General features: G+C 70.2%; 20 protein-coding genes, 1 tRNA gene and 1 pseudogene. 14 read left to right on the forward strand and 8 right to left on the reverse strand.

Annotation, left to right across the window (positions count from 1 at the left end; all coding sequences use genetic code 11):
* Window positions 1-205: 205 nt before the first annotated feature.
* The 4 genes from ABD250_RS09465 (at window position 206) to ABD250_RS09480 (ending at window position 3,153) form a co-directional block, all read left to right on the forward strand.
* Window positions 206-574, forward strand: coding sequence for a hypothetical protein (locus ABD250_RS09465; protein WP_182658569.1), 369 nt, complete (start codon window positions 206-208; stop codon window positions 572-574).
* Window positions 571-1,065, forward strand: coding sequence for a hypothetical protein (locus tag ABD250_RS09470; protein ID WP_182658570.1), 495 nt, complete (start codon window positions 571-573; stop codon window positions 1,063-1,065). Before ABD250_RS09465 ends, ABD250_RS09470 begins: the two co-directional genes overlap by 4 nt.
* The gene (locus ABD250_RS09475; protein WP_182658571.1) at window positions 1,062-1,730 is read left to right on the forward strand and encodes a hypothetical protein; all 669 of its coding nucleotides are present in this window, start codon (window positions 1,062-1,064) and stop codon (window positions 1,728-1,730) included. The genes ABD250_RS09470 and ABD250_RS09475 overlap by 4 nt, the downstream gene beginning before the upstream one ends.
* A 478-nt stretch (window positions 1,731-2,208) precedes the next feature.
* Window positions 2,209-3,153: a DMT family transporter gene (locus tag ABD250_RS09480; RefSeq protein ID WP_182658572.1), complete on the forward strand. Its 945-nt coding sequence runs from the start codon at window positions 2,209-2,211 to the stop codon at window positions 3,151-3,153.
* On the opposite strand, the gene ABD250_RS09485 is transcribed toward ABD250_RS09480, so the two are convergent.
* Window positions 3,112-3,804: an NrtR DNA-binding winged helix domain-containing protein gene (locus ABD250_RS09485; protein ID WP_182658573.1), complete on the reverse strand. Its 693-nt coding sequence runs from the start codon at window positions 3,802-3,804 to the stop codon at window positions 3,112-3,114. The two genes, ABD250_RS09480 and ABD250_RS09485, sit on opposite strands and share 42 nt — an antisense overlap.
* 113 nt (window positions 3,805-3,917) lie before the next feature.
* Here ABD250_RS09485 and ABD250_RS09490 point away from each other — a divergent pair, with 113 nt between their 5' ends.
* Both ABD250_RS09490 and ABD250_RS09495 read left to right on the forward strand, forming a co-directional pair.
* On the forward strand, window positions 3,918-4,730 hold the full coding sequence (locus ABD250_RS09490; RefSeq protein ID WP_344391944.1) for a T3SS (YopN, CesT) and YbjN peptide-binding chaperone 1: 813 nt from the start codon (window positions 3,918-3,920) through the stop codon (window positions 4,728-4,730).
* Window positions 4,731-4,777: 47 nt separating this feature from the next.
* Window positions 4,778-5,782, forward strand: a pseudogene (locus tag ABD250_RS09495) (ADP-ribosylglycohydrolase family protein).
* 4 nt (window positions 5,783-5,786) lie between these two features.
* Here ABD250_RS09495 and ABD250_RS09500 read toward each other — a convergent pair.
* Window positions 5,787-6,110, reverse strand: coding sequence for a hypothetical protein (locus ABD250_RS09500; RefSeq protein ID WP_182658734.1), 324 nt, complete (start codon window positions 6,108-6,110; stop codon window positions 5,787-5,789).
* Between the two features lie 103 nt (window positions 6,111-6,213).
* On the opposite strand from ABD250_RS09500, the gene ABD250_RS09505 reads away from it, so the two are divergent.
* Window positions 6,214-8,157: a DUF2339 domain-containing protein gene (locus ABD250_RS09505; protein ID WP_344391947.1), complete on the forward strand. Its 1,944-nt coding sequence runs from the start codon at window positions 6,214-6,216 to the stop codon at window positions 8,155-8,157.
* Here the strand turns inward: ABD250_RS09505 and ABD250_RS09510 are convergent.
* Window positions 8,112-8,567, reverse strand: coding sequence for a hypothetical protein (locus ABD250_RS09510; protein WP_241730451.1), 456 nt, complete (start codon window positions 8,565-8,567; stop codon window positions 8,112-8,114). The two genes, ABD250_RS09505 and ABD250_RS09510, sit on opposite strands and share 46 nt — an antisense overlap.
* 182 nt (window positions 8,568-8,749) lie before the next feature.
* Here ABD250_RS09510 and ABD250_RS09515 point away from each other — a divergent pair, with 182 nt between their 5' ends.
* Window positions 8,750-11,194 carry a glycosyl hydrolase family 65 domain-containing protein gene (locus ABD250_RS09515; protein WP_182657764.1) on the forward strand — a complete coding sequence of 815 codons (2,445 nt, stop codon included), beginning with the start codon at window positions 8,750-8,752 and terminating at the stop codon, window positions 11,192-11,194.
* A gap of 7 nt (window positions 11,195-11,201) precedes the next feature.
* Here the strand turns inward: ABD250_RS09515 and ABD250_RS09520 are convergent, their stop codons facing one another.
* From ABD250_RS09520 to ABD250_RS09530, 3 genes are all read right to left on the reverse strand, one after another.
* The gene (locus ABD250_RS09520; protein WP_182657765.1) at window positions 11,202-11,792 is read right to left on the reverse strand and encodes a PGPGW domain-containing protein; all 591 of its coding nucleotides are present in this window, start codon (window positions 11,790-11,792) and stop codon (window positions 11,202-11,204) included.
* A 57-nt stretch (window positions 11,793-11,849) separates the two neighbouring features.
* Window positions 11,850-12,572: a VIT1/CCC1 transporter family protein gene (locus tag ABD250_RS09525; protein ID WP_017838261.1), complete on the reverse strand. Its 723-nt coding sequence runs from the start codon at window positions 12,570-12,572 to the stop codon at window positions 11,850-11,852.
* An 81-nt stretch (window positions 12,573-12,653) separates the two neighbouring features.
* On the reverse strand, window positions 12,654-13,283 hold the full coding sequence (locus ABD250_RS09530) for a hypothetical protein (RefSeq protein ID WP_182657766.1): 630 nt from the start codon (window positions 13,281-13,283) through the stop codon (window positions 12,654-12,656).
* A gap of 140 nt (window positions 13,284-13,423) precedes the next feature.
* On the opposite strand from ABD250_RS09530, the gene ABD250_RS09535 reads away from it, so the two are divergent.
* Together ABD250_RS09535 and ABD250_RS09540 are read left to right on the forward strand one after the other, a co-directional pair.
* A complete protein-coding gene (locus ABD250_RS09535; protein WP_338404116.1) occupies window positions 13,424-14,728 on the forward strand; it encodes a cytochrome P450 in 1,305 nt (434 codons plus the stop codon).
* 64 nt (window positions 14,729-14,792) lie between these two features.
* On the forward strand, window positions 14,793-15,404 hold the full coding sequence (locus tag ABD250_RS09540) for a putative glycolipid-binding domain-containing protein (protein WP_344391951.1): 612 nt from the start codon (window positions 14,793-14,795) through the stop codon (window positions 15,402-15,404).
* On the opposite strand, the gene ABD250_RS09545 is transcribed toward ABD250_RS09540, so the two are convergent.
* Window positions 15,388-16,335: a prephenate dehydrogenase gene (locus tag ABD250_RS09545; RefSeq protein WP_344391953.1), complete on the reverse strand. Its 948-nt coding sequence runs from the start codon at window positions 16,333-16,335 to the stop codon at window positions 15,388-15,390. The two genes, ABD250_RS09540 and ABD250_RS09545, sit on opposite strands and share 17 nt — an antisense overlap.
* A 36-nt stretch (window positions 16,336-16,371) precedes the next feature.
* Between ABD250_RS09545 and ABD250_RS09550 the strand changes: the two genes are divergently transcribed.
* The 4 genes from ABD250_RS09550 (at window position 16,372) to ABD250_RS09565 (ending at window position 17,850) form a co-directional block, all read left to right on the forward strand.
* A complete protein-coding gene (locus ABD250_RS09550; RefSeq protein ID WP_017838256.1) occupies window positions 16,372-16,896 on the forward strand; it encodes a tRNA adenosine deaminase-associated protein in 525 nt (174 codons plus the stop codon).
* 25 nt (window positions 16,897-16,921) lie between these two features.
* Window positions 16,922-17,392 carry a nucleoside deaminase gene (locus ABD250_RS09555; protein ID WP_344391956.1) on the forward strand — a complete coding sequence of 157 codons (471 nt, stop codon included), beginning with the start codon at window positions 16,922-16,924 and terminating at the stop codon, window positions 17,390-17,392.
* A gap of 101 nt (window positions 17,393-17,493) precedes the next feature.
* Window positions 17,494-17,700 (forward strand): CsbD family protein, encoded by a 207-nt coding sequence (locus ABD250_RS09560; protein ID WP_017838254.1) that lies wholly within the window; start codon window positions 17,494-17,496, stop codon window positions 17,698-17,700.
* A 59-nt stretch (window positions 17,701-17,759) separates the two neighbouring features.
* A tRNA-Ser gene (locus tag ABD250_RS09565) sits at window positions 17,760-17,850 on the forward strand.
* Window positions 17,851-17,941: 91 nt separating this feature from the next.
* On the opposite strand, the gene ABD250_RS09570 is transcribed toward ABD250_RS09565, so the two are convergent.
* Window positions 17,942-18,556 carry a TetR/AcrR family transcriptional regulator gene (locus ABD250_RS09570; protein WP_182657984.1) on the reverse strand — a complete coding sequence of 205 codons (615 nt, stop codon included), beginning with the start codon at window positions 18,554-18,556 and terminating at the stop codon, window positions 17,942-17,944.
* Window positions 18,557-18,594 lie beyond the last annotated feature (38 nt).

The following is an 18,594-nucleotide window of genomic DNA, read 5'->3' on the forward strand; positions in this document are numbered from 1 at the left end:
CTAGGATTCAGAGACATATACGAACTCGCCGCTTAATTGCAGTGGCCACTTTAGCGGGAACACTCCAGCCGGGGAGCGGTGCAACGTCCGCCGAGGCGACCGAGTAGCCCACCTCGCACGCCAAGACAAATACATTCGCGACCTCTACAGCCCCCGCCGGCGCACCGACTAACCCCCCACCATCCCGACTGACTGGAGGCCCCTCGTGGCTTTGAAGTTGACCCTCATGCTCGCCCGCACGAGCCTCGTGCAGGACCGCCTCGACGCCCTCATCGACGCCCGTTCGACCACCGCCGCCCGTATAGTCCGGCAGCTCTCCGAGGATGACGCCAAGGTGCTGCTGTTCGCCGCCGTCACGAGCGTGGACCCCCGGTGGAAGTTCCCGCTCAATCCCGACGCCGACACCCCGCAAGCCAAAGCCGAGGCCGTAGCCGACCGCACCCGCCGCGCCCTCGCTGACTGTCTCATCGAGAACCCGCAAGCGATACGCCCGATGATCGCCGCCGTCTCGGATGCAATCGCACACCATGACCCCCGCCGCCGGGACGACGAACAGACCGAGGATGCCGCATGACCGGGAGTGCCGGACCCGCGCCCGCGCGCGTAAGGGAGCTGGCAGAGCAGGGATACGGCAGGAACGCTTGCGCCCGTGAACTAGGGATCTCCCGGCGGGCGGTTGACGCGGCCGCCGTCGAAGCGGGCGTGGAGTGGTCCCGGGAGCACACCCGGCAGGCGACCGCTGCACTCGTGGCCGATTCACAGCACGAACTGTCCGCGATGTTTTCGGAGACCGCCAGCCTCGCCGCTCGACGCTTGCTTGTGGAGCTGCAATCGGAGAGCCCGGACCCGGCGTTAATTCGCGCACTCTCATCGGCTGCGGATCTGCCGGCGGGGAAGTTGCTCATCATCGCGGACCGGGTGTCCACGACCGACCACGACGACCGGGGCGACTCGCTGCTCGACACGCTCGCATCGGGGTTCGCCTCATGGGCGGAGCACGTAGCCAACACCACCGACCACGACGACCACGACCGACCCATCACCATCGAAGGGAACACCCGATGACCCGTAAGACCTTGCACCAGATCGAGACTGAACTCGACGCCATCCGTACCGAGGCCCGAGCCACCGCAACCCGCCTGCGGTCCAGTGGCGACTACACGCCCCAGGGCATCGCGGACACGTTCGACCGGTACCGGCAGCACAACGCCTGGGACGACAAGGTGGCGGAGCTTGCCGCCGCCGCGTCCGCCGCAATCGACAATGCTTCCCGCCAGCGCGACGAGTTGAAGTCCGCGATGGTCACCCCGACCGGGACCACCGAAGAGCAGCTCCTCGCCGAACTACGCCACCAGCGTCGGGCGCAGCGTGTGTCCGCCGCTCTGGAGGCCGGCGCAGGCGCATTGGTCGAACTCATCGTCAATGCGGACCAGGCCGACCTTCCGCTCCTGCACGAGCACGCTGTTGACTACTACTCGGTGAGGGGAGGGCAGGCAGGAGAGGCTGGTATGGCGATGATCGACCACGCGCTCCAGCAGCGCTCGCCCGAGTACGCAGCCGCCGCGTCGACCGCAGGCCGCGCCGAGTCCACCCGCCACGTCATCGCCGAGAAGCTCAAGTTCGTACAGGCCGCTGTGACTGATCCGAACGCATCCGATCCGACTCCCGGTGGTGTGGCTACGGTGTCCGTCTCCGCTGCCGGTGAGGACGTGGCGAACCTCGCCGCGTAACCCAAGACCCCCGGCCCTCGTGGTCGGATGCCGCGCCCCACAGGTCCTGGTGACCGGCGTGGCAGCGCCCCCAGCACCATCCGGTGTTGGGGGTGTCGTGCATTTGTCGAATCCCCGCGCGCGAGAGTGCTGGAGGTTTATACCCCGTCCATGTTTTATCCAGCACATTGATTGAAACCTAGACGAATCCCGGCAGCGTCCAAGGTATGCGGGCAGGGTGCATATCCCCACGTCGGCAGCCGTAAACGAATCTCATGGAATGACCCCGCCGAGAGTGACCCGATTACAAGAGGTTAGGGGTTCGAGTCCCTTCGGGCGCACAACAGCGGTACCGGCAGCGCCCTCGTCCACGCGGACGGGGGCGTTCGTCGTTCGTCCCTCCGCCGGTGACTCATATGGCCGAGGTCGTGCGCCGGGGGCCGGGGGTGGGGCGGACGGTACGACGACGACGAGACCGGCCGCTTCGTAGGCTGGGCCGATGCCCCAGCCCGCTCGAGATGCGCTCCGCCGCAACGCCGGCCATCTGGCGTCGGTGGCCCTGGTGATCATGTGGAGTTCGGGCTATGTCGGCGCGGAGCTCGGGACCCGGACCGGTGGGACCTCGCTGCAGCTGCTCGGCTGGCGGTTCTCGATCCTCGGGCTCCTGCTGCTCTCGGTCTGCCTCGTGCTCCGGGTGCGGTTGACCGACCGGAGGGCGTGGGCGCGGCAGGCGGTGCTGGGTCTGTTCAGTCAGGCCGTGTTCCTGTTCATGATCTTCGAGGGTGTCGCCCGCGGCGTCGACGGCGGGACGGCGGCGCTGATCGCGGCGCTGCAGCCGCTCCTCGTGGCGACCGTCGCGGGCAGGTTCCTCGGGGAACGGACCACACCGGTCATGTGGATCGGCATGCTGCTCGGGATGGCGGGCGTCGTGGTGGTGGTCTCGGGCGGCCTGGGTGCCGGCAGCGCCCCGTGGTGGGCGTACCTGTTCCCGGTGGCCGGGATGCTGAGTCTGGCCACGGGGACGGTCCTCACCCAACGCCTCAGGCCCACGGAGACCCTGCTCCAGTCCATCACCATGCAGTCGGTCGTCGCAGCGGTGGCACTGGTCGCCGCGATGCTGCTGGTCGGACAGGGCGCGGTGCCGGCCGAGCCCGAGTTCTGGGTGGCGGTGGCCTGGCTGGTGTTCCTGTCCACGCTCTGCGGGTACGTCCTCTACGTGTTCGTCACCCGCACCCGGGGCGCGACGGTGGCCAGCGTCCTGCTCTATCTGACCCCGCCCACCACCATGGTCTGGGTGTGGCTGATGTTCGGGGTGCCGATCACTGTTCTCGCGGTGGTCGGTATGGCGGTCAGCGCGGTCGGCGTGATCCTGGTGCTGCGGTCCCGGTCGGCGCAACACAAGTCAGCGCGCACGCCGGAACAGCGCGGCCGGGCGACCGCGTAGCGCCGTGGAGAGGGCCACCTCGCCGTCGTCATCCACGACCGATTCCAGGTGCGGCCGCATCCGCCTGGCGAAGTTGTCCTTGTGCAACGCCTCACCGATGACGGCCTCGTGCACCCGGCGCAGTTGGAGGAGCGTGAACGGCTCGGCCAGGAAGCCATCGGGGTCCGGGCCGACGTCGACGTAGCGCAGGCGGATCTCGTAGCGCTCCCGGACGTCCCGGATCGCGGCGTCCACTATCGAGTCGTGGTCGAACAGAAGTGAGTCGACGCCCTCGAGTCGACCGTCGATGGTGACCCTCGTGAGATCACCATTCGCTCCGGACAGTGCTGATTCGGGGAGGGGGAGCGCATGCGCGGCGGAGACGGCCCACGTCCGTCCGTCGCGCTCCGGGTCGTCGAAGAGTCGTAACAGGCGCGGACGGATGGTCTCGTGGGGTGCGATCCCCACCTTCTCGCGGAGCACGTAATCGGCGGTCTCGGAGACCCTCGTGCGTTCGCGGAGGAAGGCGCCGGGCAGTGCGCGACCGTCGGGATCGGTCCGCGATTGGGTGAATATCCGTAGCTCGGGGTCGGTGCCGCCGGCTCCCGTCACGGTGAGGATCGCCAGGTCCACTGCCACGGCGGGACGGGGGAATCGTTCGAGATCGGACATGCCCTCACATTAGCGCGATAAGCGTGCTAATGTTTAGCGCGTTGGGAGTGCTAAATCGGGGTCGGAAGGGGCGTGACATGGAACGGGAAGACATGGGACGGCGAGACGACGGCATGAGGGATGGCACCGAGTGCGCGTGGGGCGTGTTTCTCGACACGCTGATCTGCCGACTCGGCGATATCCGGGATGGTGAGACGTTGGCGCTGATCGCGCCCTCGGGCCGGCAGGAGTGGGCGTCGCAACTGGTGATCCGCGCCGATCGCCGGCGCGGGTGGATGTGGGTGACGCGGGGAATCCGCGGCAGCACCGCCGCGGAGGACATGGTCGCGCGCGTCGGTGAGGACGGCGCGTTCACGCTGGCGGACGCGATCGTCCGGGTGGCACGCGGGGACCTGCTGCTGCCGCACCCGCAGTTGTTCACGGCCCGCGCCACCGGGCCGGGCGCCGCGGCGGTGGCGGACGCACTCGGGCTCGCAGACGCCGGTGCGGTGGAGGAAGCCCCGTCACGCGGGGAGGACGCGGCCCTCGGCGGCCCGGACGCCCTGCGTCCACTGGTGGCGGGGGTGATCCGGAACCTCACCGGGCAGGACCCGGACGTCGATTCCGACGGTGACCTCCGATTCCATGTCGCCGGGACCACGGTGTTCGTGATCTTCCGTCCGGACGGGGCCGCGATCGAGGTCTTCGCCATGGTCGTGCGCCGTGTCTACAGTCGGCGTAACACCGCCGTCGAATTGGACCTCCTCAACCGGAAAGGGACGTGGAGCACCTGGTACATGACCGACCGCGAGGTGTTCCAGAGGATCAGGATTCCGGCGCGGCCACTGTCCGTGGAGAACGTCGACGAGATTCTCCGCGCCTTCTCGTTCGAGCTCGAGCGGAACCGGGACGAACTGGCGTATCGCCTGGGAGGGGTGGCGTCATGAGACGCGACAGCGAGTACGGAACACGAGCCGACCGGGTGGCGGGCGTCATGCTCGGCACCGCGGTCGGAGATGCCCTGGGCGCCGGGTACGAATACGGCTCGGCTCGCCTCGGGCCCGACGGCCCGCAGATGATCGGCGGTGGGCTGGGTGGATTCGCTCCTGGCCAGTGGACCGACGACACCGCCATGGCGTGGTGCGTTCTCGAGGTGGCCGCCCGCGGGCGCGGTCTGCTCGCCGACGAGGCACTGACCGAGGTGGCCCGGAACTTCGGCCGCTGGTACGACTCCGGTCCGCCGGACATCGGCTACCAGACTGCCGCCGTGTTGCGTGCCGCGGGTCCCGCACCGACGGCGGCCGCGGCCCGGGAGGCGGCCGGGGAGCACTTCCGGCGGAGTCACCACTCGGCCGGCAACGGCTCCCTCATGCGCACCGCCCCCGTGGCGCTGGCACACCTCGGTGACACCGGGGCGATCGTCCGGGCCGCCACCGCCGTGAGCGACCTGACCCACTCCGATCCGCGGACCGGCCAGGCGTGCGTGCTGTGGTCTCTGGCCATCGACCGCGCGGTGCGGGAGCAGGTCCTGGACCTCCGTAGCGGGCTGGCGCGCCTCGACGAGCCGGACCGTGAGTTCTAGGAGGCCCGCATCGACGAGGCCGAACAGGGGCCGCCCTCTCGGTTCCCGATCAACGGCTGGGTGGTGGGCGCGTTGCAGGCGTCGTGGTCGGCGATCCACCACACCCCGGTCCCCGAAGCCGATCCGCGGCGGCACCTCGCTGACTCGTTGGTCGTGGCGATCGAGATCGGCGGGGACACGGACACGGTCGCCGCGATCGCCGGCGGTCTGCTGGGCGCGCGGTGGGGTGCGACGGCCGTGCCCGCGACATGGCGGAGCATGTGCCACGGCTACCCGGGTATCGGCTCATACGAGCTGGAGCGCCTCGCCGTGGAGGCCTTCCTCTCGGGCCCGCGGTGGTTCGATGGTGAGTCGACGGCGTCGGCCCCCTCCCCGTCACTGCCCGGCGTGCGCCGGCCGCGTGGGCCGACCGGGTAGGGACTCACTCCCCATGGTGCCTGTAACGGTATCTGTAGTAGGCGGAACGTGCCTCTGCCTCGGTCTGGCCCGGTCTCCGTTGGAACACCCGGATGAAGGTGCCGTCGAGGACTCCTCCGACCAGGCCGCACCTGGGGCAGGACAGGGCACCCCTGATGGAGAGCGGATCCCACTGTGTGACCCTGTCGGTGGGGATGTCGACGACCTCACCGCACCACTCGGTGGTCTCCTCGGTCTCGACCGACTGGTGGTGCCAGGAGAGGGTGTCGCCCTCGGAGACGAAGTGCATCGGGGTCGCCCCCTCAACGGGGATGATGTGCTCACTCATGCGTGCTCCGTCCGAGCTCGTGTCGTGCTCTGTCTATCGGCCCGGGGACCGGGGTCGTTAGTGCGGCACTGCGTTCTTCCCGCGATGTGGCCAGGGGAGGGGCATGGACGCAGGCAACGCAGCGGGGGATGATTTCCAGGTGGACCCCCAGCAGCCAGACCTGCAGCGTGCTCTCGACGACCTCGATGCACGGCTCGGACGCATCACCGCGGAGGTCGCGGAGGTCCGGGCCGGGCTGTCGGCGCTCGGTCGGCAGGCCGGCCCCGCGGCGGTTCCACAGTCGCCGCCGGGGGAATCGCCGTGGCGGGCGGGCGCACCGTCGCAGGGGACGCCCGCCCCGCCACACCCGGGCGGACCGTGGCGTCCGCCGGGGCGGTACGAGTCCCCCGGGCAGTACGTGGCACCCGCGCCGCCCGGGGGCCGGGCGCACCCCGGCCGTCCGTGGCAGCAGCCCGGGGAGGTGGCGTCGCGAGAGGTGCCACGACGGAGGCCCCGCATCACCGCCGCCACCGTCATCGCCGCGATCGGCGGCTCCGTGATGCTGGCCGGGATCGCGTTCCTCCTGGTGGTCGCGATCCAGGCCGGGCTCTTCCCGCCGATCGCGCGGGTCGTCGCTGCGGCGGTGCTGGCGCTGGTGCTGGTGGGGCTCGGGCTGTGGTTGCAGTCCCGGCACGAGGCCACGCCCGAGCGCCCGATCAACCCCGGCGCGTTGGCCCTGGTCGGCACCGGTCTGGCTGCGGCCATGCTCGACGTGATCGCCTGCACCACCCTCTACCAGTGGATCCCCGTCCCGGCGGCGTACATGTTCGTCGGCGGGTTGGCGCTCGCCGGGATGGCTCTGGCGCAACGATGGTCCTCGGGACTACTCGCCTGCCTGGTCTCGGCCGGCACGATGGTGCTGGCCCCGTTCATCTCCACGGGCGTCGAGCTCCCTGTCTTCCTGGTGATCCTGGCCATCGCGACCGCCGTACTCGGCGCCGAACTCGGGATCGCGGTCAGGGTGGTGTGGTCGGTCTTCCCGGCACCGGTCCTCGCGGGCTACCTCACGCAGACCCACCTCCACGACCGGGGCGAACAGATCGCGCTCATCGTGGCGGCCCTGGTCTTCGCCGCCGTGGGGGTCGGTGTCGCCTGGGCCGACTCCGTGCGCCGTCGCCCGGCTCCGGAGAACGCGGCCCTCGTCGTCGTCCCCACCGCCGTCCCCCTGCTCCTCCTCTCCGGACTCGTCCTCCTGCGGCCGGGTTGGCCGGTCGGGGTGGTCCTGGCCGCCGCCTACCTCACGGTCGCCGTGGTGGCCGGACGTCGAGCCCAGGAGCCGGGACCGGTCCTGCTGTCCGCCGTCGCGGGGGTCGTGGGCAGTGCCCTGCTGTTCGGCGCCTGGGTGGAACTGGGCGGACGGGAGATGACGAGCCTCGCCCTCACCCTCAGCGCCACCGGCTACCTCGTGGCAGCGGGCCTGTGGGGTCGCCGCTGGGTGGACTGGGTGGCCGGCGTCGGCGCCGCCATCGCGCTGGCCGTGTACGTGGTCGTCAACGAGCCGTTCCTCGCGCTCGACGAGCGTCTGGCGGTCCGCGAGCTGACCTACTGGGACGTGGTGGCGGCGTTCGCGGTCACGGCGCTCGCCGTCGCCGCGACGTGGTGGGCCTCCCGGCGGGTGCCCCGACAGGCGTCCAGGGTGGTGATGGCGGGTGCCGTGGTGGCGTTGCTGACCTTCTCGGTGATGGTGGTGGCGGCCGGAGTGGTGATCGGCGACCTGGCGGGCGCGGCGCGCAACGGCTTCCTCGTGGCTCATCTGGTGGTCACCGTGCTGTGGATCAGCTGCGCGGCCTGGTTGATCCTCACGCCGAGTCCCCGGCTCTCGGACGCCCGCAGGATGGGCTTCGTCCTGGGGTCACTCGCGCTCGCCAAGTTGCTGTTCCTCGACCTGGCCACGCTGCCCGGCCTGTTCCGGGTGCTGTCCTTCATCGCGGTGGGCGCGGTGATGTTGGCCGTGGCCGTCCGCTACCGCAGGGACACCGAACCGTCCGGGAGCGGATCCCCCACGTAGACGCGGAAGGCGCGCGGTTCCGCGCCGGACATCAGGACCTCGACCTCGGGGTGGTCGACCTCGTCAGGATCATCCGAGGGCAGACTCCAGACCACTTCACCGGAGTCGGTGAGTTCCCTCAGCGCGAGGCGCGTGGCGCGCACCCACGTCACGTGCCGGAGTGCCGGCTCGTCGCGGAGATCGTCCTCGGCCATGCCCTCCCGGAGGTCGACCATGAGACGTTCCCCGTCGGGAGCCTCGTATGCGGTGCACACGTGGTCGACGAGGACGGACAGTGGCCACGACGGACCGGAACCGAGCAGATCGACGATGATCATGCGCGCATCGCCGACCTGGCAGGCCGTCGGTGTGGTGAGGACGTGGAGCCTGTCGGCCACGTCCTCCGTGATCTCGATGAACTGAACGGTCATGGTGAGCCCCTGTTCCCGCGCGACGGTCGATGGTGGGCCCCGCGGCGCGGCCCGGGCCGTCCCGGCTGTGACGTAGATCATACAATACGTCAGTGGCCGACAAGTCTCGGCCAGATGACGATCCCGGAAACAAGCACGTGGGACCCCGTCGGAACCGCAGGTCAGGGGATAGGGTCGACTGTGTGACCACTCTGCACACCGGGCCCTCCGACGACACCACGACGGGGCGGACCGACGCCTTCACGCTGTCCTACTCCGAGTTCGATCCCGGCGAGGAGGGGCTGCGAGAGACGCTCACCTCGACGGGCAACGGTTACCTCTGCACGCGCGGCGCGGCCGAATGGGAGGACGCCGACGGGGTCCACTACCCCGGGACGTACGTCCACGGCCTGTACAACCGCGCGACCACCATGCTCGGCGGCGTCCCGGTGCACAACGAGGACCTGGTCAACCTGCCCAACTGGTTGCCGCTCAAGCTCAGGATCGGCGGGGCGGAGGTGCTCCGGCTCGCAGAAGTGGAGATCCTCGAGTACAGCCACCGAGTGGATCTGCGCTCGGCGCTGATGACCCGCCAGATCCGCTTCCGCGACCGGGAGGGGCGGGAGACCGAGTTGGTGAGCCGGCGCTTCGCGTCGATGGCCAGCATGCACCACGCCTACATGGAGTGGACGATCACGCCGCTGAACTGGTCCGGCCAGGCTGAGGTCGTGAGCGCGCTCGACGGACGCGTCACCAACGACGGCGTACCGCGATACCGGCAACTCGAGAGCGACCACCTCCGGCCGGGCAGCACGGTGTTCCCGCACCCCGAGGTGATGGCGCTGAAGGTGCGCACCCGGCAGTCCGAGGTGAACATCGGTGTCGCGGCACGGACCCTCGTCTCGACCGGCGGTCGGAAACGAGACGTGCCCCGCTCCGACTTCCGGATGGCGGACTACATCCAGCAGACCCTCCACGTGGAGCTGGAGCGCGACGTCCCCACCACGATCGAGAAGTCGGTGGCGCTGTTCACCTCGCGTGACCCGGCCACGGGGGACACGCTCCTGCGCGCCTCCCGGTCGGCCGCCCGGTCGCGCCCGTTCGGTGCGGCGTACGCGCACCACCGCGAGTCCTGGGAGCGGTTGTGGCAGGCGTGCGACCTCCACGTGTTCGGCGACGACGAGGCCCAGCACCTGCTGCGGGTGCACATCAGTCACATCCTGCAGACGTGCTCGCACAACACCGCCGACCTCGACGCCGGCGTGCCCGCCCGCGGGATCAACGGCGAGGCCTACCGGGGCCACGTGTTCTGGGACGAGTTGTTCGTCTTCCCGTTCCTGACCTTCCGGCTCCCGGCCGTCACCCGCAGCCTGCTCATGTACCGCTACCGGAGACAGTCCGAGGCGCGGGTGGCGGCGGCGACGGCCGGGTACGAGGGGTTCATGTTCCCGTGGCAGAGCGGATCGCTCGGCACGGAGCAGACCCAGGAACTCCACCTCAACCCGATGTCGGGGCGGTGGGACATCGACCTGTCGCACAACCAGCGCCACGTCAGCGCGGCGATCTTCTACAACGTCTGGCAGTACATCACCCTCACCGAGGACACGATGTTCCTCGAGTTCCGGGGTGCGGAGATGATGCTCGGCATCGCGCGGTTCTGGTCGTCCATCGCGCACTACTCACCGGAGCGGCAGCGCTACGAGATCCACGGCGTGATGGGGCCCGACGAGTACCACGAGAAGTACCCGGGCGCGTCCGAGGGCGGGCTGCGCAACAACGCCTACACCAACGTCTTCGTGGCGTGGATCTGCGACATCGCCGCCCACCTGCTCGACCTGCTGCCGGCGCCCCAGGCCGGCGCCGTCCGCGCCCGGCTCGAACTGCGTGACGACGAGATCGAGCGGTGGAAGGACATGAGCCGCAGGATGTTCGTGCCGTTCCACGACGGGATCATCAGCCAGTTCGAGGGGTACGAGGACCTCGACGAGCTGGACTGGAACTCCTACCGTGCCGAATACGGCAACATCCAGCGACTGGACAGGATCCTCAAGGCCGAGGGGGACACCCCGGATCGCTACAAGCTGGCGAAGCAGGCCGACGCCGTGATGCTGTTCTTCCTGTTCAGCGACGACGAACTGCGGCGGGTCTTCACCAGACTCGGCTATGGGTTCGCGGACGATGCCGCACAGCGCACCATCGACTACTACGACCAGCGCACGTCACACGGGTCGACCCTGTCCTACATCACGCATGCCGGGGTCCTCGCCCGCTTCGACCCGGACAGTTCCTGGGATCGTTTCAAGGTGGCGCTGGGCAGCGACGTCAACGACATCCAGGGAGGAACGACCCGCGAGGGTATCCACATGGGTGTCATGTCCGGGACGGTCGACCTGATCCAGCGGTTCTACGCGGGGATGCGGGTGGAGAACGGGATGCTGCAGATCCACCCCAACCTGCCCCGGGATATCGACGGGGTCTCTTTCAACATGACCTACCTGCGGTCCCCGCTCACGGTGACGGTGATGCAGGACAGCGTCACGGTGCATCACAGAGACGGTGTGATCGACTCGACCCCGGTCCACGTGTGCGTGGCCGGACAGGAGCGCATGGTCGCGGTGGGTGGCGAGGAGACGTTCAGCCTGACGTGACGCCCGATCAGTCCGACGCGACGCCCGGCCCGGTGGGAGACGCGGCCGGGTGCGGCCTCCGGCCCGATGTGACGTCGTGCCGCGCCCGTCGCCGTTCCTCTCTCTCCCGGTGGCGGGCGGCGTGGCGTTCCCTCTCGCGCTCGGTCTCCACCTCGTGGTCGTACGGGTTCCCCCGGAATCGACGGATCGAGTAGACGATGAGGACGAGGCCGATCAGGCCGGAGCCGATCAGGCTTCCGCCGGTAACCCACCCGCCGATGAACCACCAGGCTGGATCGAGGGGCCACCACTGTGGTGCCGGGGGGTGCTGGCCCCAGTAGATCCCGAGTCCGACCAGCCACGCCACGCCGAGCACCGACGCGGTGATCCTCGGCCAGGTCTGCACCCCTCGGGACGCGCCCTCGAGGGCCACGCGCTTGACGGGGTCGACCCGCTTCTCGAACCACTCGTACTGCTGGGAGAGCACGACCATGCCCGCGAAGAGAGTGAGCAGCCCGGGGCCGGGGAGGAACAGAGCGGCGATACCCAGCACGACGAGCGTCCACCCGAGTGTCTCGAGTGCGAGGCGCTTGGCCGCGACGTAACCGAGTCTTCTCACCAGACCATGGTGGCAGAGATCGGCTCACCGGTGCAGTAGCGAGCAACCCGTCCCCGGTCAGGCGACGGCGGTTCCCAGGATCGAGCCGATCCCGTAGGTCGCTGCCATGGCCGCGAGACCACCGAGGAGTAGCCGGCGCACGGCCTTGCCCCGATCCGCGTCTCCCAGACGCGCGGAGACGTATCCCGCGAGCGCCAGACCGACCATGGTGAGCACCGCGATCGTGGGCACTCTCAGGCTGGCGGGGGCGAGGATGGCGAGCAGAGGGATGATCGCCCCGAGGGTGAAGGCGATCGCGGAGGAGACGGCTGCGTGCATCGGGTTGGTCAGTGCCTCCTGATCGATGCCCAGTTCGGCGTCGAGGTGGGCGGAGAGTGGATCGACGGCGTGGAGTTCGGTGGCGACCAGCCGGGCGGTGTCCACACTGAGCCCCTTGGCGGTGTAGAGCCCGACGAGTTCTTCGAACTCGGCCTCGGGCTCGCGGTCGAGTTCGCCGATCTCCTTGGAGATGAGCGCACGTTCCGTATCCCGCTGGGTGCTCACCGACACGTATTCGCCGACGGCCATCGAGAACGCGCCGGCGGACAAGCCGGCGATCCCCGCGACCATCAGGGCGGATCGGTCGGTGGTGGCCGCAGCGACGCCCATCACGAGCCCGGCGGTCGAGAGCAGGCCGTCGTTCGCCCCGAGGACGGCGGCACGAAGCCAGTTGAGTCTGTCGCCGACCGAGGCGTCGTGCGGTTCGACGGCGTCGTGGCGGGTGGAGCGAGGGGTGTCCATGTGTCCACGCTAGGAGTCGGCGCGCGGAGTCACAAGCGTCGAAAGCCTATCCTTACCAGCACTTCTTGCTCCTCGACGCGCTCAGGCCGGGACCGGGGAACCGAACGCCCGGGCCGCTCGGACGCCCGCCTCGAGGTCGACCTCGGGCCAGCCGTCGGGGGAGTGGAGGACGGCCGCCAGGTCCCGGGCGGACAACCGCGCACCGGCCGACAGGAGCGCGTAGACCGTTCCGGTCGGGGGGGCGTCGAGGAGGGTGTCGTCGGCCAGCTCGTCGACGATGTCCCGCACGGCCGTCGCGGTCACCGGGTAGATCTCCGGGTCGAAGCCGTCGTCGGTCGGCTGGTCCAGCCGCCACCACGCGGCCCCGTCCCAGCCGTACAGGAAGCCCAGGTAGAGGCCCTTGGACCGGGCGTGCTCGACCCCGCGTCGCCACCACCCCGGGGCGTCGCCGACGAGGTCCGTCCCGGCCTCTCCGGCACGCCCGCTGCCCTCCGTGAGGGAGAACTCGTGGTGCCAGCCGGCCAGGAGAGCGCGCCCCTCGCCGGGCCGGACGAGGGCCATCCACATCCCTTCCGCGCCGACCCAGTGCAGGGCCGAAGGTGTGGGCGGGGAGTGTTCCAGGCCCACCGCGGCGCGCACGGCGGCGTCCACGGCGAGGAGGGAGGCGATGTCGTCGGGCGTCGAGTCCAGGTCCACGGGGAGCAGGGCCATGGGCTCACGGTAGTCGGTGACCGCCACGGCGAGGTGACGATCGCGGTGAACGTCAGGCGACCCCTCGGTGTCCAGCCCTGGTGTTCGCCGGTCCGGCTGCGGCGACACCTGTCGACTCCTACGGTGTCACCATGGACAGTGTGACCTCAGACGACGGCGTTCCCCCCGGCCCACGCCTACCCGGCCTGGTGCAGGCCCTGCTCGCACTCTCGGCCCCCGCGGCCGTATTCCCGGCGGCCGCCAGGCGGTACGGGGTGCCGTTCAAGCTCGACCTGATGCCCAAGGGGCGGACGGTGGTCGCCGTCGCCGATCCCGCCGACATCAAGGACGTCTTCGCCGGCTCGCCGTCGGTCTTCCACGCGGGCAAGGGCAACGAACTGCTGCGGCCGCTGTTGGGGGAACACTCTCTCCTCCTCCAGGACGGCGACGAGCACGCGCGCGCCCGCCGGCTCCTCGCGCCGGCGTTCGGGCGCCGCGAGATCGAGGGGTACCGCTCGCTGGTCGAGGAGGTCACGACCGAGCAGTTGGATCGCTGGCCGCGATCGGGCCGGGTCCGTGCGCACGTCCTGTTCAGCGAGCTCACGCTCGAGGTGATCCTCCGCGTGGTGTTCGGGGTGACGGACTCGGCCCGCCTCGACCGGATGAGGCCGATCGTGGCGCGGGCGGTGGACGCCGGGCCGGTGGTGATGATCGGCATGGGCATCCTGCCGCTGCGCCGGTTCCGGCCGTGGAGCCGACAGGTCCGGGACCTCGCGACCATCCACGCCTTCCTGCATGAGGAGATCGAGACGACCCGCCGGGACCCGGCCCTGTCCGGGCGACGGGATCTGCTGGCACTGCTGGTGCGGGCGTCCGCCCAGGACGCGCAGGGGTTGTCCGACGAGGAGTTGCGCGACCAGCTGATGACCCTGGTGGCCGCAGGACACGAGACCACGGCCACCGCCATGGCGTGGTCGGTGCTCGAGCTGGCCCGGCATCCCGGGATCCAGGATCGATGTGTGTCCGAGATCGCCGCCGGCGGCACGGAGTACCTGGACGCCGTGCTCAAGGAGTCCCTGAGACTGCACCCCGTCGTCCCGATGGTGATGCGGGAGCTGCAGGAACCCGCCACCGTCGGCGGCCGCACCTACCCGCGGGGGATGACCATCTCGCCGTCGATCATCCTGGCCCACCGCTCGCCGGCCGCCTATCCCGCGCCCAAGGAGTTCGACCCCGGCCGCTTCCTCGACGACGTCCCGACCCCCACCACGTGGCTGCCCTTCGGCGGCGGCGCCCGCCGGTGCATCGGTGCGTCCTTCGCGATGATGGAGGGCGAGGTGATCCTGCGGAAGGTGCTGGAGCGGTACCGGCTCGACCGAGTGGGCAGTGGCCGGGAGTGGCCCAGGGCGCGGAACGTGACGCTCTATCCGTGGAGACGGGCGCGGGTGGAGCTCCGCCCGAGGTGACCCCGGGTCGCCACACCGGGCCGGTGATGTGCTTTTCGGTGGAGATTTTCCTACCGTAGGAGGGGTGAACGCTTCCCAGTCGCCCTCGCCGCAGGTCGAAGCGCCTCGCGCCTCGGCCCCCCGTATGTACACGTGGATCTCCGAGACCGGCAGGGTGATCGAGCAGGTGAGGATCGTCCGCAAGGGCGATTCCTCCCGCGCCCGGGGCCGGATCGTCTCCGCGGCGCACCCCGACCACCAGGCGTTCACGCTGGAGTACCAGGTCGAGATCGGATCGGACCTGGCCCCTCACCGGGTGCAGCTGACCGTCTCCACCGAGGAGTACGAGCGCACGATCGACCTGGTCTGCGACGCCGACGGTTCCTGGCTGCTGGACGACCCCTCCGACACCCGCTCCCGCGTGGGCGGCGACGGAGTGGTCGACGTCGATGTGACGTTCAGCGTGTTCTTCGCCAGCATCATCACCCGACGGCTCGGGCTGCACGCGCAGCCCGGTTCGGTCGAGCAGCGGGTCCTCTCGGTGGACTCCCTGACGCTCGACGTCACCGAGGACTCCGTCACCTTCTCCAGTGACGACGAGATGGTCCACGGGATCACGGCCACCGCGGCCACGAGCGCGACCGTCGACCCCGACGGGTTCATCGTCGACGTCACCGGGCTCAGCCGGAGGGTCTGACCTCCAGCCCGGCGGCTCCGGCGGCGCGGAGGTCCGCGAGCCAGCCCGGCGCCCCCGGGGTCACGGATACGGCCGTGCCCGCGCGCACCGCCTGCGCCTCCTCGTAGGCCCGACGCGCGCGGTGTCCCTCGTCGACCAGCGGCCCCAGCGTCCCCTCGCCCGCCAGCGAGTCGCGGGCGGACGTCAGATCTGCCAGGCATTCGTCGAGGACGGACAGCAGGGCGTCCCGGTTGGGTTCGCAGATCGCCCGCACGAGGTCGGGCGCGGTGCCCGCCACGCGGGTGCCGTCGCGGAACGACCCCGCGGCCAGGGCGAGGGCGAGCTCCCCGCCCCGGCCCCCGGCCGAGGCCAGCGCCTCGGCCACCACGTGACCCAGGTGGGAGATCCTCGCCACGGCCGCGTCGTGGTCGGCGGAGGAGGACGAGACCACCCGGGCGCCACAGTCCACCGCCATCCGGGCCACGCGGGACCAGGTGTCGGGATCGGCGTCGTCGTCCGCGGCCACGAGCCAGGTCGCACCACGGAAGAGGTCCGGATCGGTGGCAGCCCACCCGGAGTCCGCCGTCCCCGCCATGGGGTGGCCGCCCACGAACCGCGCGCCCAGCCCCCGGTCGCGCACCGCGGCCAGGACCGGCCCCTTGACGCTCACCACGTCCGTCAGGGCGACCCCGGGTGCGTGGTCGGCCACCGCATCGAGGACCGCGCCGAGGGCGGGGAGGGGGACGCCGACGACGACGAGGGCGTCCGTCCGCGCGGCACGGCGGAGCGTGTGGGCCAGATCCGTCGAGACGTGGAAGCCGGCAGCCGCCGCCGCCTCCGCACCGGGGGTCGAGCGGTTCCACCCGAACGCCCGATCCGGGCCCAGGACCCGCAGCAGCGAACCGCCGATCAGGCCCGCCCCGAGCACGCACACGTCCGTCACCGCCGCCACCTGACAAGGTTCTCACAGCCGACTACGGTTGGGCCCATGGCCAGCACCTCCGACCGAAGTACCCGCGACAGCGACAGCAACGACGACGCCGTCACCGGTTCCGCTCTCGGGGTGTTGCAGGCGGGCGGTTCGTGGCAGATCACCAGACTCGATGATTCCGCGCTCACCAGTCTCGACGACGCCGCGCGGCAGGTTCGTTCCCTGCGCACCGAGGGTGCGTCGTTCGGTCTCGTCGACGTCGATCACGAGTTCTTCGTGATCCTGCGCCCCGGCCCGTCCGGGATGCGCCTCATGCTCTCCGATGCGACCGCGTCCCTGGACTACGACCTCGCGGCCGACGTGCTCGACGAGCTCAACGTGGACCTTCCGGACGAGGATCTCGAGGACGCCGACCCCTGGGGCGAGGGTGACATGGCGATCCTCGAGGACGTGGGGTTGCCACCGGGGGTGCTGGAGATCATCGTGTCCGAGACCGACCTCTACGCCGACGAGCAGCTGCAGTCGCTCGCCGAGCGGATGGGCTTCGGTGAGGAGCTCGAGCGGCACCTGCCCGACTCGTGAGGCGGTCGTGCCCGTGACGTCGCCCATGCCACTGACGTCACCCCGGTCCGCGGACGAGCGGTGGGTACGGCGGGCCCTGGCGGTCGCCGGTGAGACCCCCGACGGTGATGTGCCGGTCGGCGCGATCGTGGTGGGCCCGGACGGCCGGGAACTGGCGGCCGCCACCAACCGGCGTGAGGTCGACGGTGACCCCTTCGCCCACGCCGAGATCCTTGCCCTGCGCGAGGCGGCCCGGGTGCTGGGTGACGGGTGGCGCCTGGAGGACTGCACCCTCGTCGTGACCCTCGAGCCGTGCACGATGTGCGCGGGCGCCGCGGTCGCCGCGCGCGTGGGCCGCATCGTCTTCGGCGCGTGGGAGCCCCGCACCGGGGCCTGCGGATCGCTGTGGGACGTGGTCCGCGACCGTCGGCTCGTCCACCGCCCCGAGGTCCGGGGCGGGGTGCTCGAGACCGAGTGCGCCGCGCTGCTCGAAGAGTTCTTTCGCGCTCGGCGGTGACGGGATCGTGACCGCGGTCCGGTGGAGGCCCGGCGCACATCTCCGTACGGTGGGTGAGGAGAGGCGCCGGGCACCGGCGCCGTGATCGAGAGGAGCACCACATGGGTGTGGGAGACAAGTTCTCGAACAAGGCCGAGGAGCTCGGTGGCCGCGCCAAGGAGTCGGCCGGCGCAGCGACCGGCGACCGCGACCTCCAGGCCGAGGGCCAGGCGGACCAGGGCAAGGCCGGCATCAAGCAGGGCGCCGAGAAGCTCAAGGACAAGGCCAACGAGGCCGCGAGCAAGCTCACCGGCAACGACAAGGCCTGATTCGCCGCGGCGAGCAGGCGATTTCCGCCTGCGGCCGCTCGTGAAGTAGCCTGATCGGCGGTGGCGTGTCCGAGCGGCCGAAGGTGCAGCACTCGAAATGCTGTGTTGGGTAACCCCCAACCGTGGGTTCAAATCCCACCGCCACCGCCACGGGAGAGTCCCGGAACTCATCGGAGTTCCGGGACTCTCCTCATTTCGGGATCGTTCTCACTTCGGGACTCATCTCATTCCGGGGCTCATCTCAGTCCGCGTTGTGACCCGGGAAGACGTCGGCGACGAAGTCCGGCAGTGCGGCGACCGCGCGGAGCGTGGTGATCGCGGAGTCGATCACCGTCTCCCGGGGCAGCCCGGACTCCTCGCCCAGCAGCGCCAACTCCTCGACACCTGCCAACCAGGCGCGGGTGAGCACCAGGGCCATCGGGCCGGGTCGGATGACCCCGATGCTGTGGAGGATGCGCAGGCTGATGGTGCGGTGCATGCCGTCCACGACCTGCTCGAGGACCGGGTCCACGGACCTGCCCGACCGTAGGACCGCCACGTAGTTGTCGCGACGCCGCTGGATGTAGCGCACCAGCGCGGTGATGATCGCGCGGGTGCGGTCCTCCGCGCTGGCCCCCTCCGGCACCTCGGTGAGCGACAGGACGTGGTCGGCCGCCGCGTTGACCACGGCCGTGAGGTAGTTCAGCTTGGTGGGGAAGTAGTGGAACAGCAGGCTGCGCGAGACCCCGGCCCGCTCGGCCACGTCGTCCATCGAGAGCGCGTGGAACGGCACCGTCTCCAGGAGCCTCACCCCCAGGACCACCAGTTGGTCGCGGCGCTCGTGTCGGGAGAGCCGTCGACCGCTCGTGCCGGGCATCGCTCACCTCGTCGTCGTCGTCGTGTCCTGCCGCCGTC

It is taken from the genome of Dietzia cercidiphylli, from assembly GCF_039531545.1.
In the GTDB taxonomy this organism is placed as follows: Bacteria; Actinomycetota; Actinomycetes; order Mycobacteriales; family Mycobacteriaceae; genus Dietzia; species Dietzia natronolimnaea.